This is a genomic window from Winogradskyella sp., assembly GCF_016744625.1.
Lineage (GTDB): Bacteria > Bacteroidota > Bacteroidia > Flavobacteriales > Flavobacteriaceae > Winogradskyella.
The window spans coordinates 12,532-30,193 of record NZ_JADGDZ010000001.1; the positions used below are offsets into that span (position 1 = coordinate 12,532).

At 32.0% G+C, this 17,662-nt stretch carries 14 protein-coding genes and 1 riboswitch; of the genes, 8 read left to right on the plus strand and 6 right to left on the minus strand.

Going from position 1 to position 17,662, the window contains the following annotated elements; all coding sequences use genetic code 11:
• The first annotated feature begins 23 nt into the window (after positions 1-23).
• Entirely contained in the window at positions 24-572 is a 549-nt protein-coding gene (locus tag QZZ53_RS00045; protein WP_296380149.1) for a sigma-70 family RNA polymerase sigma factor, read from the plus strand.
• Positions 573-574: 2 nt separating this feature from the next.
• Positions 575-1,285, plus strand: coding sequence for a CDC27 family protein (locus QZZ53_RS00050; RefSeq protein ID WP_296380151.1), 711 nt, complete (start codon positions 575-577; stop codon positions 1,283-1,285).
• Here the strand turns inward: QZZ53_RS00050 and QZZ53_RS00055 are convergent.
• Both QZZ53_RS00055 and QZZ53_RS00060 read right to left on the minus strand, forming a co-directional pair.
• Entirely contained in the window at positions 1,265-4,330 is a 3,066-nt protein-coding gene (locus tag QZZ53_RS00055; RefSeq protein WP_296380154.1) for a CHAT domain-containing protein, read from the minus strand. The genes QZZ53_RS00050 and QZZ53_RS00055 overlap by 21 nt on opposite strands.
• A 56-nt stretch (positions 4,331-4,386) precedes the next feature.
• Complete coding sequence (locus QZZ53_RS00060) at positions 4,387-4,956, minus strand: DUF3109 family protein (RefSeq protein WP_296380156.1); 570 nt, start codon at positions 4,954-4,956, stop codon at positions 4,387-4,389.
• A gap of 91 nt (positions 4,957-5,047) precedes the next feature.
• Here QZZ53_RS00060 and QZZ53_RS00065 point away from each other — a divergent pair, with 91 nt between their 5' ends.
• Genes QZZ53_RS00065 through QZZ53_RS00075 form a run of 3 tightly spaced genes read left to right on the plus strand, consistent with a single transcriptional unit; the run spans position 5,048 to position 6,449 of the window.
• Positions 5,048-5,629 (plus strand): MarC family protein, encoded by a 582-nt coding sequence (locus QZZ53_RS00065; protein ID WP_296380158.1) that lies wholly within the window; start codon positions 5,048-5,050, stop codon positions 5,627-5,629.
• An 11-nt stretch (positions 5,630-5,640) separates the two neighbouring features.
• Entirely contained in the window at positions 5,641-5,841 is a 201-nt protein-coding gene (locus QZZ53_RS00070; RefSeq protein WP_296380160.1) for a hypothetical protein, read from the plus strand.
• Entirely contained in the window at positions 5,841-6,449 is a 609-nt protein-coding gene (locus QZZ53_RS00075; protein ID WP_296380161.1) for an FAD-dependent oxidoreductase, read from the plus strand. Before QZZ53_RS00070 ends, QZZ53_RS00075 begins: the two co-directional genes overlap by 1 nt.
• Positions 6,450-6,452: 3 nt before the next feature.
• On the opposite strand, the gene QZZ53_RS00080 is transcribed toward QZZ53_RS00075, so the two are convergent.
• From QZZ53_RS00080 to QZZ53_RS00090, 3 genes are all read right to left on the minus strand, one after another.
• Positions 6,453-8,060 (minus strand): S41 family peptidase, encoded by a 1,608-nt coding sequence (locus QZZ53_RS00080; RefSeq protein ID WP_296380163.1) that lies wholly within the window; start codon positions 8,058-8,060, stop codon positions 6,453-6,455.
• Positions 8,060-8,491, minus strand: a complete 432-nt coding sequence (locus QZZ53_RS00085) for a dCMP deaminase family protein (RefSeq protein ID WP_296380164.1) — start codon at positions 8,489-8,491, stop codon at positions 8,060-8,062. The genes QZZ53_RS00080 and QZZ53_RS00085 overlap by 1 nt, the downstream gene beginning before the upstream one ends.
• Positions 8,492-8,595: 104 nt before the next feature.
• On the minus strand, positions 8,596-9,177 hold the full coding sequence (locus tag QZZ53_RS00090) for a HupE/UreJ family protein (protein WP_296380166.1): 582 nt from the start codon (positions 9,175-9,177) through the stop codon (positions 8,596-8,598).
• Between the two features lie 136 nt (positions 9,178-9,313).
• A riboswitch (SAM riboswitch) is annotated at positions 9,314-9,437 on the plus strand.
• 104 nt (positions 9,438-9,541) lie between these two features.
• Between QZZ53_RS00090 and QZZ53_RS00095 the strand changes: the two genes are divergently transcribed.
• The 3 genes from QZZ53_RS00095 to metF are packed head-to-tail and all read left to right on the plus strand — an operon-like array spanning position 9,542 to position 14,212.
• Positions 9,542-10,543 (plus strand): homocysteine S-methyltransferase family protein, encoded by a 1,002-nt coding sequence (locus QZZ53_RS00095; protein ID WP_296380167.1) that lies wholly within the window; start codon positions 9,542-9,544, stop codon positions 10,541-10,543.
• Positions 10,544-10,554: 11 nt separating this feature from the next.
• Complete coding sequence (gene metH, locus QZZ53_RS00100) at positions 10,555-13,254, plus strand: methionine synthase (protein WP_296380170.1); 2,700 nt, start codon at positions 10,555-10,557, stop codon at positions 13,252-13,254.
• 1 nt (position 13,255) lies between these two features.
• On the plus strand, positions 13,256-14,212 hold the full coding sequence (gene metF / locus QZZ53_RS00105; RefSeq protein WP_296380172.1) for a methylenetetrahydrofolate reductase [NAD(P)H]: 957 nt from the start codon (positions 13,256-13,258) through the stop codon (positions 14,210-14,212).
• Between the two features lie 105 nt (positions 14,213-14,317).
• On the opposite strand, the gene QZZ53_RS00110 is transcribed toward metF, so the two are convergent.
• The gene (locus QZZ53_RS00110) at positions 14,318-17,584 is read right to left on the minus strand and encodes a VCBS repeat-containing protein (protein ID WP_296380174.1); all 3,267 of its coding nucleotides are present in this window, start codon (positions 17,582-17,584) and stop codon (positions 14,318-14,320) included.
• Between the last annotated feature and the right edge of the window lie 78 nt (positions 17,585-17,662).

Consider the following 17,662-nt stretch of genomic DNA (forward strand, 5'->3'; position numbering starts at 1 on the left):
TTTAAAAAAAAGCCAACACTAATATGACAGACAAAGCTGTTATTGAAGCCTTAAAAAATAGAGATCAAAATGCTCTTAAACAGATCTATTCAAACAATAGATTGGCTTTTATCGGTTTTGCTAAAAAATATCCGATCGCAAGAGAAGATGTTATAGACATCTATCAAGATGCGATTATTGCATTAAGAGATAATGCTGTAAATGGAACTATTGATGACCTGAAAAGTGAATTAAAAACCTACTTGTTTAGCATAGGCAAGTATATGATTTACAACAAAGTAAAGCAACAAAATAAATTGCATTTAGTTGAAGATAGATCTCATTTTATTAATAAGGAAATTGAATTGTCTGTTAATACATATAACAATGAACTAACTGATAAACAAAAGCAATTACAAACCGCTTTTAAGACATTAGGCCAAAAATGCAAAGATGTTTTAACCTTATTTTATTATAGAGGTTTTGATCTTGAAGAGATTATGAAAGAATTAAATTACAACACTAAAGATGTTGTTAAAAGCCAAAAATCACGATGCTTAAAAACCCTAAGAGACCTGATTTTTAAATCCTAATTATGAATAAAGACGAATTAATCGCAAACTATATTTCTAAAACGCTTTCCCTTGAAGCTAAAAAAGAATTTGATCATTTATTGGCTACAGATTCTGAGTTTGCAAAAGAAGTTGCTTTTCAAAACAACTTAAAAGCTGTTATTAAAAAAGAAGAGCGTAAAACTGTAAAACAACAATTGCGAAATTTCGAAGCAGAGGGAAATTCAAGTTTTAATTATAGAAACTGGTTTGTAGCAGCCACTGTAATCGCCCTATTAGGATTAACTAGTTTTTGGTATTTTAATAGTTCTATTGATGCTGAAAAACTCTATGCAGAAAATTTTGAACCTTATAGAAATGTTGTACAACCTATTGTAAGAGGAGAAACAAAAACCGATTTAAAAACAAAAGCTTTTACTGCTTACGAAACAAAAAAATACACTGAAGCACTTCTGTATTTTAATGAATTGCTAAAAGAAAATTCTGATGAAACTATTGCATTTTATAAAGCTAATGTGCTATTAAAATTGAATAAAACAGAGGAAGCAATCACAATTTTAGAAAATAATTTAAAAACTACAGATAGTCTCGATGCTAAAAATAATTGGTATCTCGCTTTAGCACATTTACGTTTAAATGATATTGAAAATTCAAAAATGATTTTAAACGAATTAGATACCTCAACTTTGTTTAAGAATAAAGAAGTAAGACACTTACTTAAACAACTTGATTAATTGTTTTCCAGACATAAACAACGCAAGAACTCCAAATAAAATCAACCCAATTAACCAGGTTTTAGAGTTTGACTCTAACGCAGATACATCTCCAGAAATCACAAATCCAGACCAATAAAAAGGATGTTTTAAAACAGCATCATCTGTTGTTTTTAGATACTCTATTTTTGCTTTCTTAAGCGCTTCATCCTTAGAGTTTCCCTCTTTTAAATACCTATAAAACGACTCCATAAGTTTAGCGGTTTCTTGATCAGGCACTTTCCATAAACTCATTACTGTACTTCTTACTCCAGCATACTGAAATGCTCGAGACATACTCATTACACCTTCACTTTTCTCAAGTTTCCCAAATCCTGTTTCACAAGCACTTAAAACAGTTAATTCGGCATTAATTGGTAACGTGTAAATATCTGAAGCCGTTAATACCGAATCTTGAGCAAAAAACAATTTGCTATATAATGGATTAACCTTGTCTATTTCTGCATGTGTAGCCAAATGCAAAATGGAAGAATTTTGAGCATAATTTTTAAAATTCTCTATTGACGCTTGCTCTCCTAAAAACGTATCTCCGTTCATTAACTTAGCTACAGATTCTATTTCTATTTTACTCGAGGTCAATGCGTTATTTGTTTTAAACTCTGGCGCAAAACCAATCCAATTAGCAGCAAATTTAAAGTCGAAAAAATCTTCTTGCTGCGTTTTTAATAAACTTGCAGAACCCGAATAACATATTATATAATCCTCGACCAAAAAAACATCGTCTTTTATTAAAGCTTCAAATGGTAAATGGTTTAATTCTTTATCAGGAATTATAATCAATCGCTTAGTGACTAAATTTAATTCTTTTACTAATAAATTATATAAGATCTTTGATTGTTGGGTAACATCTTCTCGTATTGCTAATCGCTCCCTATATACTTGTAAAACAGATTGAATGTCTTTTGCTTTTGGAAGTTTTATGAAGTTAATTTTAGATTTAGATATCGTAAATACATATAAATATTTTTCAGTTAGAAAATATTCAATTACAGTTTCATCATCTTTTAGTATAGTGTTTTGAAGCTTCTTGATACCTATTCCTTTCTCACTATATTTTAATTGGTAATACTTTGGATACTCTCTTTCAATTTTTGCGAAAAGGCTGTCTAATTTTGTTCTACATACTATCTGCTTACTTAACAACTCGTCTAAATAATCGCTATCAGGTTCTTCTGCATTTTCCTCGTAATAGGTTTCCTTTTTTAAACTAGCTAACTCATAATTAAGTTTGTTTTCTTCTAGTAATAATAGCTCAGGAACATTTGCCATTTTTTTAAACCGAACGTCTTGTATCCCAGTAACTAAAGCATTACTTCTATTGAGTTCAGACAACTCAAAAGCTCTTTCAACGAAACTAAAGTTTTGAGTTAAATTATATAATATGTAGGATGCTTCTATGGCCTTAGCTACAAAATCATTCATGCTATTATTAACATAGATTCTAGATTTACTGGTTGGGTAATCTTTTTTGATTTTGAATATTAATTGTATAGCGTCATCAATATTCTGAATACTTTCTTCGAGGAGTTTCAAGTCTTCAGTCTCATTATAATAATTTAAAGCAATGTCTAGCTCTAATGTTAAAGCATCTAGACCATAAAACAAATTAGAGTTTGAAGCATTAGTTTTAATATCATCAATAACTTGCAATGCGGTTTCATAATTACCTTTTCTAAAATAATTTTCTGCTTCTATTACCAATACACTTAAATGTGTTTCATGATAATTTCCATAAGAATTTATAAACTTTAGTTTGGCAGCTTTTAATTCAGATTTTGCCAAATCATACTGATTAGTTTCCATGTAAATAGTTCCTAATCCCATCTCTGCATAAGCTTCGATTAAATTATTTTTAATTGACTTTGCAATAGTAATGGCTTCGTTATAATTTTTTTCAGCTTCAGAAAAACGTTTAATCTCTACTTGACTTTCAGAAATAGACAACAAACTTTCTGCAGTCCATCTGTGATTGTTTCCATAGGTTTTTCGTCTTATATCAAGAGCTTTTTTCACATATTCAATACTCTTTTTAAAATCACCTTTTAATTCAAAAATATTTGAATACGCTATATATACAAAACTCGTATTTGGGCTGTTTTCTCCATACCTATTAATAGCGAATTGCAATGCTTTTTCAGCATATTCCTCAGCTTTCTCTAGGTCATTTTTTTTAAAATAAGTATTTGTAAGTGCTACATAAATATCTGACAGAAAACCGACCTCTTCACCTCTATCTAATAAATCGTGCTGTGCTGCTTTATTATAAAATACAATAGCTTCATCATAGTTTCCTAAATCTTCTTGTACAATACCAATATTGTAAGTTGTTATCGCAAGTTGGTAGTTGTCTGCTTTTATAGCTTGCTTTATTTTATAGGATTTATTGTAATAGTAAGATGTACTATCTAACTGATCCTTAAAATAAAAACCAACTCCAATAATATTTAAAAGTGCTGCTTTTCGTTCTTGACTTTCGTCGTTATTGAGTACTAATGCTTTTTTGGCCGAATTAATTGAACTATCATAATTACCTAAATCAATTTCTACACGACTTTTGATTTGGTAAGCATTAGCCAAATATTTTTTTGCTTCTTTATTTATTTTTAAACGGTTGATTAATGAATCGGTAATAGTAAATGCCTTCTGAAACTCGCCTAGAAATTTTAAACTCAAAGTTTTGCCAGACATTAACTCCGCATAAATACTATCATTACTAATCTTGTTATTTCTTAAATAAGACAAAGCCTCATTACTATAACTTAAAGAGGATTTATAATCGCTTTGAAGGCTTTTAATCTTTGAAATATAGGACAGACAGTTAATGACCTTAGGGAAGTCTTTCTGATTTAGAAATTCCTGTTTGGCTAATTGAAAATCATCTAACGATTGTTGATAATTTTTAGCTTCAAATTGAGCTAATGCAGTACTATAATAAGCTATTTCACTTTGTGAGAAACAAGTAAATATTGGGCTTAAAACAAATAAAATTACAAACCTGATTCTCATTTAGTTATAATATTTAATAAATATACTAAATGGAAATCTTTTAGCTAAATAATAATTTAACGATTCATTTTTTCTGCAACTTTCTCTAACTCCATATACCAATCTTCACCAAATTTTCTAATAAGTGCTTCTTTTACAAATTTATAAACAGGGACTTGAAGTTCTTTTCCTAATGAGCATGCATCATCACAAATTTCCCATTTATCATAATTAACACCAGAGAATTCAGTATACTCTCTCACTCTAATTGGATATAAATGGCAAGAAACAGGTTTTTTCCATGAGATTTCCCCTTGATTGTATGCTTCTTCTATAGCGCAAAGTGCAGTTTTTTTATCATCAAAAATAACATAAGCACAATCTGCTCCGTTAATTAATGGCGTTTCTAAATCACCAAGGACTGTAGTTACGGATGTTCCTTGAGTTTCAATGACTTCAATACCTTCTTTTCTCAAAAAAGGTTTTACTTTTGGGTAGATATCCTCAAGAATTTTCACTTCATCTTTTTCTAGAGGAGCACCAGCATCTCCATCAATACAACATGCACCTTTGCAAGCCGAGAGATTGCAGACAAAATCCTTTTCAATAATATCTTCTGAGACTATAGTTTTTCCAAGTTGAAACATGCACCAAAAATAAAGAAACTTAACCGTAATTTAATATTGAAAATCTGCAATAATATCGCACCTTTGCAAAAAATTTGAAAAAACCCAGATTATGCAACTAGATTTTAAACAAATATTTACAGCTTTCATGGTCCTTTTTGCAGTAATAGATATTATTGGAAATATTCCTATTATCATTGATTTGCGTAAAAAAGTTGGCCACATACAAAGTGAAAAAGCATCATTAATTGCAGGTGTAATTATGATTGTATTTTTATTTCTAGGAAAAAGCCTCTTAAATCTCATTGGTATTGACGTCAATTCTTTTGCTGTTGCTGGTGCTTTTATCCTCTTCTTTATCGCATTAGAGATGATACTTGGAATAACACTATACAAACAAGATGATAGTAATTCGCTAACAGCCTCTGTTTTCCCTTTGGCATTTCCACTTATCGCAGGACCTGGCAGTTTAACCACTTTGTTATCCTTACGTGCAGAGTTCGCTATAGAAAACATAATCGTTGCCGTAATTTGTAACGTCATCTTTATTTATATTGTATTAAAAACCTCTGCAAAAATTGAGCGCATCATTGGAGCAAATGGCATTAACATAATAAGAAAAGTTTTTGGTGTAATTTTGTTAGCCATTGCAGTAAAATTATTCGCTCACAACATAAAAGAATTATTAGCTTAAAAATTTGAACTATGAAGATATTCACACTTGCATTAACCGCTATAGCTATTGGTCTTATCATATTTAATGCGACTAAATTAAATTTTGAAGCTCTTTTTGAAGGAGAAAGCTTTATAGCTGTTATTACTATAATTGCTGCCTTGTGTGCTGTCATCTTGTTACAAATTCTTAGAATTTCGAAGAAAATCGAAAAACTACATAAGAAACGTTAATGGCTATTGATGCTTTAATAATTGGAGGTGGAGCTGCAGGTTTATCTTGTGCATTAGTCTTAGGATCTGCAAAAGGCAAAGTCTTTGCAAAAAATAAGCGCATCGCTATTATAACACATCAAAAAACATCACATCTTCAAAACGCTTTATTTAATAATGTGCTTGGATTAAAACCAGGCACTTTAGGTAGTAATATTTTAATAGATGGAAAGCAACAACTTAAAGAACTGTATCCTTATATAACACAAATTGAAACCGAAAAGGTTATTGCTATAAAAAAACATTCTGAAGGATTTACAATTACCACCAATAAAAACACCTACCAATCTAAAATTGTTGTTATTACTGTTGGTTACACGAATCTATTAACCATAAAAGGACTTGAACATTATATAGAACCTCATCCTAGGGCTGTTGAAGAAAAAAATAGAATCTGGTTAAAAAATACAGATCACCTTATTGAAGATAATTTATATGTTGCTGGTACTTTAGCTGGTTGGAGAAGTCAGTTTGCTATCGCTTGTGGTAGTGGATCACATGTTGCCACAGATATTCTCACACTTTGGAATGGTGGTAAGCACACTAAGGTTCACGATAAAGATAATTAAAGGTTACTGCTTAAAATTTGGGTACTCAGCACTTAGAAGTATCACTTCTTGTACCATTACATCTTCTTTGTTAATGATTTCTTCAAAGGCATTATCATCAAACAATTGACGTGCAAGGGTTGCTTTTATTAAGCGTCTTATTTCATCATTATAAGCAACGAAAGTGATATTAGTACGCTCCCGTTTGTTAACATACTCTTGAAAACGAATAACAATATCATCACTAACTTCAAAATTATTGATAAAATCGTATTTAGACACATCTTTGTATACGCTTCTATCTTTATCTAATTCTTCAAAAACGAAATAACCGAAATGACCTCTTCTCCTTAAGTAATTAATAGTTTCGTTATCAAACAAACGATCAACTGGTACAAACACATCTGGTATTATTCCTCCACCTCCATAAACCACTTTCCCTTTTGGTGTTGTAAATTTTAAAGAATCATCAACTTTTATACTCTCTTCATCAGCTAATTCACCTGTTCTTAGGCGCTTATAATAATCATTATAATAACTTGTATTATCACCATTAGTATATGGTCTTTGAATTGAGCGACCTGTAGGTGTATAATATCGAGATACTGTTAAACGTACCGCACTACCATCGCCTAAAGCCATTTCGCGTTGCACTAAACCTTTACCATAAGAGCGTCGTCCAACAATAATACCTTTGTCATTATCTTGTAATGCTCCCGCAATGACTTCACTTGCTGATGCCGAGTTTTCATTAATCAGAATATAAATCTCACCTTCTTCAAAATCTCCTCTATTGGTTGCATAGGTACGTTCTTCTCTTCCTTTTTTATCTTTTGTAAACAAAATAAGTTTGTCGTCTTCTAAAAATTCATCAGCAATTTGTTCTGCTATGCCTAAAAACCCACCAGGATTATCACGTAAATCTAAAGCCAATTTTGTAGCTCCTTGATCTTGAAGCTCGTCTAAAGCCAACTTAAATTCTTTAAACGTAGATTCGGCAAAACGGTTCATTTTAATATAACCCAATTGATCTGTTAACATGTAAGCTGCCTCGACACTTTTAATTGGTATGTCTTTTCGTTTTATATCGAACTCCAATAACTCATCTTCACCTTTTCTATAAACCGTCAGTTTAACCTTAGTGTTTTTATCTCCTTTGAGTTTTTCTGTTATAAAGTCATTAGTGATATTCCCTCCATAAATAGTGTCCCCATCTGCCAATAAGATGCGATCACCACTCATAATACCTGCACGTTCACTTGGTCCACCTTCAGTTGGTTTAACCACAGCTATGCTATCCTTATAAGGATAAAAATTAATACCTATACCAACAAAATCACCTTTCATATTTTCAGTGATACGTTTTAAATCTTCTTTTGGAATATATGTAGAATGTGGATCGAGATTGTCTAAAATACCATTCACTGTAACATCGACGATACTATCTGTGTTAATGTCATCGACATATTCGTAATCGATATAATCGATGAGACGGTTAAGTTTGTCCTTTTTACTATTCGTGGAAAAAAGGTTATCTGAAGTATCTGTAAAATTCAACTTTCCTCCAATAACAACTCCAGCTGCAATAGCAACACCAATAATAAGTGGTATGTATTTGTTTTTTGTTGCCATTAAGCTTTTAAATCTTCAATATACTCCAATTCTATACCAGCTTTTTTCAAGAAATCGATTCCTGAGCAATCTTTGTAGCCTTCAGAATACACAACTCTGACAATACCTGCTTGATGTATTAACTTACTGCACTCTTTACAAGGTGATAATGTAATATACAAGGTTGCCCCTTTACAAGATTGTGTTGATGATGCCACTTTTAAAATCGCATTGGCTTCAGCATGTAAAACGTACCATTTAGTATAACCTTCGTCATCTTCACAATAATTTTCAAAACCAGTTGGAGTACCATTATAACCATCAGAAATTATCATTCGGTCTTTAACAATAAGTGCACCTACTTGTTTGCGTTTACAATGAGATAGTTTTCCCCATTCTTTAGCAATACGTAAATAAGCTTTATCGTAACGTAATTGTTTTGTCTTTGGCATTAAAAATTATTCTTGTACAAACGTACATTGTTAACAACGAATATAAAAGGATAGTATTTTATAACCAATTTACTATCAGTTAAAGTTTTACCAAACTTTAAACTCTAATTTAACAAATCGCTTTGAATTACCATAGGAATGACAAGACCTATAACGATAGCTGATAGCACCATGACCCAATCACGTCGCGAAAACCTGAAAATAGTTTGACATAAGAAGCCTAGAAATAAAACCACGAATACAATAATAACTTGAGCTATTTCTATACCAAGTGCAAATTCTAAAAGAAACACTAAAGAATTATCTGAAATCATATTAAACTCCCTTGCAAAACCAAGGCCATGGATAAGACCAAAGAAAAGGGTTGTAAAAAAAAGTAATCCTATCTTATTTCCTCTATCCTTTTTCCCAGCTGTAAATACATTGTAGATTGCTGCTATTAATATGGTTATTGGTATTAGAAACTCTACAAGTTTTCCATTTACAGTAACAACATCGTAAGCACCTAAAATCAATGATATGGAATGACCAATAGTAAAAATTGATACTAAAACTAGAACACGTTTCCAATCTTTAAAAACATAAGGAACAGCTAATACCATCAGAAAAAGCACATGATCATAGCCATTTATATCTAAAATATGATCAATACCTATCTTAACATTAAACCAGAAGTTTTCTAACATAATTAATTCGTTTGGGATAAATCAAAGTTACAATTAAAAGGCAATATGTTTCTGTTAAAATAAAGTGAATAAAATTTGCTTATTCCTATTTTCTTTCGGAATATTGTGCTTCACAAAGTTCAAATAACTTATTGAAATGTTATCAAGAAAGGTGGAGGGATTAGACCCTGTGAAGCCTTAGCAACCCTTAAACTTATTAAGAAGGTGCTAAATTCTACGTAATTACCGATTCATTTATCGGAAAATTGGATAGATAACCAAACGAAATTACACTATTGTAATTCTTTTTTCTTTTTAATATTTTTCTATTTATACGTCTATTTTGGCGCATTTGTCTTTTGGTTTAACTGAAACTAGTATAACTATGAGTACACCTAAAAGTAAAATTGAAGCCGAACTTCTAAAACGAATTTTAGTTTTAGATGGAGCCATGGGAACCATGCTTCAACAATATAATTTCTCAGAAGAAGATTTTAGAGGAGAACGTTTTAAAGATTATCCGTCACCATTACAGGGAAATAATGACTTACTCTCATTAACACAACCAAAGGCGATTGCAGAAGTACACGCTAAATATTTTGAAGCAGGAGCAGATATTGTAGAAACCAATACTTTTTCTGGTACAACAATAGCAATGGCAGACTATGACATGGAGGATTTGGTTTACGAACTCAATTTTGAATCTGCTAAAATCGCCAAAGAAGTTGCAGATAAATTCACAAAAGCTAATCCTGAACAGCCGCGTTTTGTAGCTGGTAGTATTGGTCCAACAAATAAAACAGCGAGTTTATCACCAGACGTCAACAGACCAGAATATAGAGCCATTACCTTTAACGAACTACGTATTGCATACAAGCTACAAGTTGAAGCACTTATTGATGGTGGAGTTGATGTACTTCTGGTAGAAACTATTTTTGATACTCTAAATGCAAAAGCGGCTTTATTTGCTATTGAAGAAGTAAAAGAAGAAAGAAACATCACAATACCAATTATGGTTTCTGGTACTATTACAGATGCTTCAGGCAGAACATTATCTGGTCAGACGGTTGAAGCTTTCTTAACTTCAATCTCACATATTCCTTTATTGAGCGTAGGTTTTAATTGTGCACTTGGTGCTCAACAACTAAAACCCTATTTACAACGCTTATCTAACGAAACTGAACTTTACACCTCAGCGCATCCTAATGCAGGTTTACCAAATGCTTTTGGAGAATATGACGAATCCCCAAAACAAATGCAACAATATATCGAAGATTATCTAAAAGATGGTCTTATAAATATTATCGGAGGCTGTTGTGGTACAAGTCCAGAGCATATAAATGCTATAGCTGAAGTTTCAGCAAATTACAAACCTAGATTAAATTAAGAATTCGCATAATGGCAGAATCTGACTGTAAGAAATATTTAACCCTATCTGGATTAGAACCTTTGATTGTTACACCAGAAAGTAATTTTATCAACGTTGGCGAACGCACAAACGTTACAGGATCACGAAAGTTTCTTCGACTAATAAAAGAAGATAAATACGATGAAGCATTAGAAGTTGCAAGAAATCAAGTAGATGGTGGTGCACAAATTCTAGACGTTAATATGGACGAAGGAATGTTAGATGGAGTGTATGCCATGACTACCTTTCTAAATTTAATTGCATCAGAACCAGATATTTCTAGAATCCCTTTAATGATTGATAGCTCTAAATGGGAAATCATTGAAGCTGGCTTACAAGTAGCACAAGGAAAATGTGTCGTTAATTCTATAAGTTTAAAAGAAGGTGAAACAGAGTTCAAACGACAAGCAAAACTAGTTAAACGTTATGGAGCTGCAGTTATAGTAATGGCTTCTGATGAAACAGGCCAAGCAGATAATTACGACAGACGAATTGAAATTTGCAAACGCTCGTATGACATTTTAATCAACGAGGTTAATTTTCCTCCACAAGATATTATTTTCGATCCTAATATTTTCCCTGTAGCAACAGGGATGGATGAGCATCGCAGAAATGCACTCGATTTTTTTGAAGCCACTAAATGGATTCGCGAAAATTTACCTTATGCTAATGTTTCTGGTGGAGTGAGTAATGTGTCTTTTTCGTTTAGAGGAAATAACATTGTTCGGGAAGCAATGCATTCATCCTTCTTATATCATGCCATTAAGAACGGAATGAATATGGGTATTGTCAACCCAACGATGCTAGAAGTTTATGACGAAATAGATGAGAATTTATTGGAGTGTGTTGAGGATGTATTGTTCGACAGACGAGATGATGCGACTGAGCGTTTATTAGATTATGCAGAAGCAGTAAAAGGACAGAAAAAGGAACAAGAAAATATCATTCAAGAATGGAGAAGTGATCCTTTACAAGATAGAATTACGTATGCTCTAGTTAAAGGCATCGATGCCTTTATTATTGAAGATGTTGAAGAAGCACGCTTGGCTTCAGATAGACCAATTCATGTTATTGAAAGTCATTTAATGATTGGAATGAATGTCGTTGGAGATTTATTTGGAAGTGGTAAAATGTTCCTGCCACAAGTCGTAAAATCAGCAAGAGTAATGAAAAAAGCTGTGGCACATCTTCAACCCTTTATCGAAGCTGAAAAAGACGGGAAACAAGAATTTGCAGGTCGAATTTTAATGGCAACTGTAAAAGGTGATGTTCATGATATTGGGAAGAATATCGTGAGTGTTGTTTTGGGTTGTAATAATTATGAAATCATTGACCTTGGCGTTATGGTTCCACCAGAAAAAATTATAGAAACAGCAAAGAAAGAAAATGTTGACATTATTGGCTTGAGTGGTTTAATTACACCATCGCTAGATGAAATGGTGTATGTCTCTAAAGCACTTGAAAAAGAACAATTAGACATTCCTCTCATCATCGGAGGAGCAACAACCTCTAGAGCGCATTCAGCAGTAAAAATTGCACCTCATTATAGCAATACGGTTGTTCATATTAATGATGCCTCTAGAGCTGTAACAGTAGTTGGTAATTTACTTAAAAACGATAATAGAATTTACAAGAATCAGATTCGTGAAGAGTATGATTTGTTTAGAGAGCAATTCATGAAACGTGGTAGGAAGAAAGAATATCTTACTATTGAAGATGCACGAAAAAACAAGTTTCAAATTGACTGGAAAACTTCTGAAATTATAAAACCAAAAACCTTAGGTATCCAGATACTAGAAGATTTCGATATCACCAAACTTGAAGATTATATAGATTGGTCGCCGTTTTTTAGGAGTTGGGACTTACATGGTAAATATCCAGATATTTTAAAAGATACTATTGTTGGCGAACAAGCTTCAGATTTATTTTCTGATGCACAAATCTTACTGAAACGTATTTTTGATGAAAAACTACTAAAAGCTAAAGCCATATTTGGCTTGTTTGAAGCGAACACTGTAAATGACGACGATATTGAAATTTCTTCTGTCAGTTCGAGCACAGTCGAGAACGAAGAAGAAACCTATAAATTTTTAACCCTTCGTCAACAATCAAAAAAATCAGAAGGAAAACCAAATATTGCATTAGCAGATTTTATATCACCCAAAGCATCAGGCAAACAAGATCATATGGGTTGTTTCTGTGTTTCAACAGGATTTGGAACCCAAGAATTAGCAGCTCAATTTGAAGCCAATCACGATGATTATAATTCTATAATGATAAAAGCATTGGCTGATCGATTAGCCGAAGCTTTTGCTGAATATTTACATAAAGAAGTAAGAACAAAACATTGGAATTATGCCAAAAACGAAAACCTATCTAACCAAGAGTTAATAAGAGAAAGTTATAAAGGTATTCGTCCAGCACCAGGTTATCCAGCTTGCCCAGATCACTTAGAGAAAAACACAATATGGAAGCTCTTAAATGTTGAAGAAAACATTGGAGTACAGCTTACAGATAGCTTGGCTATGTGGCCAGCTGCAAGTGTAAGTGGTTACTATTTTGGAAATCCGGAAGCTAGGTATTTTGGTTTAGGAAAAATTACTGATGACCAAATAAAGGATTATAGTACGCGTAGAGATATTTCAATTGAAGAAGCCGAAAAATGGCTAAACCCAAACATTGCCCATTAATATGAAAGTTACAGAACATATAAAAAATGCCAACGGAAAAACACAATTTTCGTTTGAAATATTACCACCCTTAAAAGGACAACATATCCAATCTATTTTTGATAATATAGACCCTTTAATGGAGTTTAAACCCCCTTTTATTGATGTTACTTATCACAGAGAAGAATATGTTTTTAAGGAAGTAGAAAATGGACTTCTAAAAAAGCAAGTCGTAAAAAAACGACCAGGAACTGTTGGTATTTGTGCTGCAATTCAAAACAAATATGGTGTTGATGCTATTCCTCATATTTTGTGTGGTGGATTCACCAAAGAGGATACTGAAAACTTCTTAATTGATTTAGACTTCTTAGGTATTGAAAATGTTATGGCTTTACGAGGTGACGCTGTTAAAAGTGAAACCTATTTTAAACCCGAAAAAGAAGGTCATGCTTATGCCAGTGAGTTGGTAGCCCAAATCGCAGAAATGAATAATGGAAAATACTTAGACGAAGAACTACAGAACAGTTCAGCTACAAATTTTTGTATTGGAGGAGCAGCTTATCCAGAAAAACATATGGAAGCACCAAGTTTAGATAGTGATATTCATTTCCTGAAGAAGAAAATAAAAAAAGGTGCCACTTATATTGTAACTCAAATGTTCTTTAATAATCAAAAGTATTTTGATTTTGTTGCTAAGTGCAGAAAAGAAGACATCACTGTCCCAATTATTCCAGGATTAAAACCTATCTCTACCAGAAAGCAACTGAATTTGATACCGCACCGCTTTCATGTAGATCTACCTGAAGAACTCATAATAGACATCGTAAAATGTAAAGACAACAAACAAGTAAGACAAGTTGGAATAGAATGGTGTATTCAACAATCTAAAGAACTTCAAAAAGCAGGAATTCCTGTCTTACATTACTATTCTATGGGAAAAAGTGATAATATAAAAGCTATTGCTTCGGCTTTATTTTAAGTGTTGACAAATTGAAGTAAAGAAGTTGCAAAAATTGGAGTAACTTATCTAACTCTAATTCATTTGATATCAATTCAAAATTATGTGAACTATGCAGTAAAATTCTTATTTTTCTGATGATAGTACTGTAAGAAAGTCATTGTTTCTAACAATTATTATAGCTTTATTTGATTCTTTCCCAAGTGAAATCCGTTTCATTTTTTTCACATCACCATCTAAATAAACACCACTTTCAATTGCTGGAATAGAACTAAGGGTTGAATTTTTATTCCCTTTTAACATTAAGCCAATACTCGCATCATTTCTGGTCGTTTCTATTTCTGATTGGTACAAATTCCCCGCACTAATTACATCTAAAAATCCATCATTATCATAGTCGTCAATGCAGAAATCATTTATTGAAGATACTTGTGCTTGGTTTGGTAACTCAATTATTTTAAACGTATCATTTCCTTGGTTTTCTATGTAGACTGAAGCAAATGTATTTACCTTTAAATACTTAGCATTAGCTAACTTTTCTGCACCATATACATCTGCTAAATTTGCAGAGCCGAATGCATTATAAGTTGGAAATTTTTCCTTTATAAAAGGCATTTGATTGGATGAACATTCGCGTCCGCGAAGTGGAAATAAATCTCCTTGATTATAGTATCCAAGCACAACATCATTTGTTCCGTTATCATCAAAATCAGCACCATATACAGCAAAAGGTTCTAAAATAGATGCCTTATATTTATAATTTAAACCTAGGTTGCCAACTATATAATCCTCATCACCATCATTATCAAAATCTGCAGCCTCAATAGTATTCCACCAACCTGAAGTATTTTCTAAGTTGGTTTCAACTTTATCAAATTTCCCATTAATATTTTGCAAAAATATTATCTCCATCCATTCTCCAACTACTATTAAATCTGTTTGACCATCTAAATCAAAATCTGTCCAGACCGCATCTGTTACCATTCCTAAATCAAAATCATTTTGAGTGCTAATTACGAATTTCCCATCAATATTAGTTAGAATAACACTAGGCTGTGAATGTGGGTATTTTTGAGGGTGTAATCTACTACCAACAAAAAGGTCTAAATCACCATCGTTATCATAGTCAAATTCTCGCACACAGCTTCCACTAATATTGAATTTAGGTAATGCTTGTTTCGATTTTTTGAATACACCATTCTCATTTAGATAAATTCGATCTTGATATATCGAATGATTTACTTCCCATTCATTACCTCCACTCACAACATATAAATCTAAATCGGAATCACCATCTGCATCAAAGAAAATAGCATCAACATCTTCATAACCGCTTTCTTTTTTCCAAAGTGCACTTTGATGTTTTTTGAATTTCATTTCTTCAGTTTGAAGATATAACATTCCTGAATTCCCATTAGATCCTCCGACAAAGAAATCGTCTAGACCATCATTATTAACGTCACCAACTGCTAATGCAGGACCAAATTGAGACATTTTATGAGGTAACAAGCTTTCTAAGGCATAATCGTTATAATCATTTTCTATATGTCTAACATTATGAAGATCTAACTTCTCAGTAACATCTTTAAATATAGTTTTTTGATTCTGTGAGTTGATTGAAACTATTGTTGCAACATTATAATCTAAAACTAATTTGGTGTTAGCCTTAACGCCTTTCAAGAGCTGTTGTTTCCCGTCAGACCAAATCACTTCAACCTGATCAATTTCATTTAATTTCCCAATTCCAAAATGCAATCTAGGATCAACAGAAGACTGATATCCTCTTGTAGGATAGTTTTCTTGAACCTGAATACCCTTTTCAGTTTTAATTTTCACAGTTGCACCTACACCAAATCGATTAAGATTGTTTCCTTTAAAACCTATAGATAAATAGTTGTTTTCAGAATTATTTTTAAGTAAAGTAGCTGGTTCGTCTATATTATTAATAACTAAATCTAGATCTCCATCATTATCAAAATCTGCATAAGCAGATCCATTAGAATATGTAGGAACCTCAATTCCCCAATCTCTATTCGATTTACTAAAACTTAAATCTCCGTTATTTTTATAAATATAATTTATTGTTTTTCTTTGAGGTGTTTTCTTTACTAGTTCTAAAATGACATCAGATATTTTTTCACCATTCTTTTGAGCCTCTTCTAATCGTTTGAGTTTATGCTTTCTGAAGTCATTGTTTCTAAAATCACGTTTTAGTCCATTTGTAATAAATAAATCTTTTAACCCATCATTATCAAAATCTGCGAACAAAGGACTCCAGCTCCAATCTGTATTAGAAATTCCAGACATATGTGCTATATCACTGAACATATTTAGTCCATTATTCATCTGAAGTGTATTGAACATATACTGATAATGAAAACCTCCATCAACAGCTAATTCAAAGACTTCAGGATTCATACCGCTCATACTCGTTTTAATTCCAAAGTTATCTTCAGCAACCATATCTAGAGTCATCACATCTAATAATCCATCATTATTAAAATCTGCAATATCTGTTCCCATTGAGAAATTGGAAACATGTTTAAAAGAATCCTTTAAACCTTCTGTAAAAGTACCATCGTGGTTATTATAATATAAATAATCATGCTCTACATAATCATTAGAAACATAGATATCTGGCCAACCATCTGCATTTAAATCTCCCAAGGACACTCCTAAACCAAAACCTAATGGATTACCAATTATTCCTGCTTGTTTAGAAATATCTACAAATTTTCCGTTATCATTTCGGTATAACTTATCACCAACAAATTCATTCTCTTTATTTTTAAAACTTTCAGGATTATTTGTGTTTACTGGAGTCACATTATGGTTAAGAAGATACATATCTAAATCACCATCTTTATCAAAATCAAAGAAAGAAGCTTGGGTACTATAGCCAGAAAAATTTAATCCATATTGAATTGCAGATTCGGTAAATGTTCCATCCGTATTATTTATAAACAATTCATTTTGTCTATTATCAGCCTTTCCTTTTCCTGATTTACAAACGTAAACATCTAACCAACCATCAGCATTTATATCTACCATTGTAACACCTGTTGTCCATCCAAATGAGCCATTGACTTTGGCGCTTTCTGTGATATCTTTAAATTGAAAGTCTCCTTTATTTAAATACAGTTTATTACTCTTTAGGTTTGAAGTAAAATAAACATCCGCTAATCCATCATTATTAATATCTCCAACGGCAACACCACCACCATTATAAAAATACTCATAAACCATGCTATTCATAGCGCTGCTTTCTGGGATTTCATTTATAAAATTTAAACCACTTTCGTTAGAATTAACTTCGCTGAATAATGTAATACTTGTAGTTTTTGTTTGAAGGTTTTCTTTTTCTACACCTTTATTGCATGAAAATATAATCATGCTCAATATGAAGATTAAAAAAAATTTAGATTGGCAATATTTAATCATTTAATTAATGTTTTAACAAATATAAAAAAC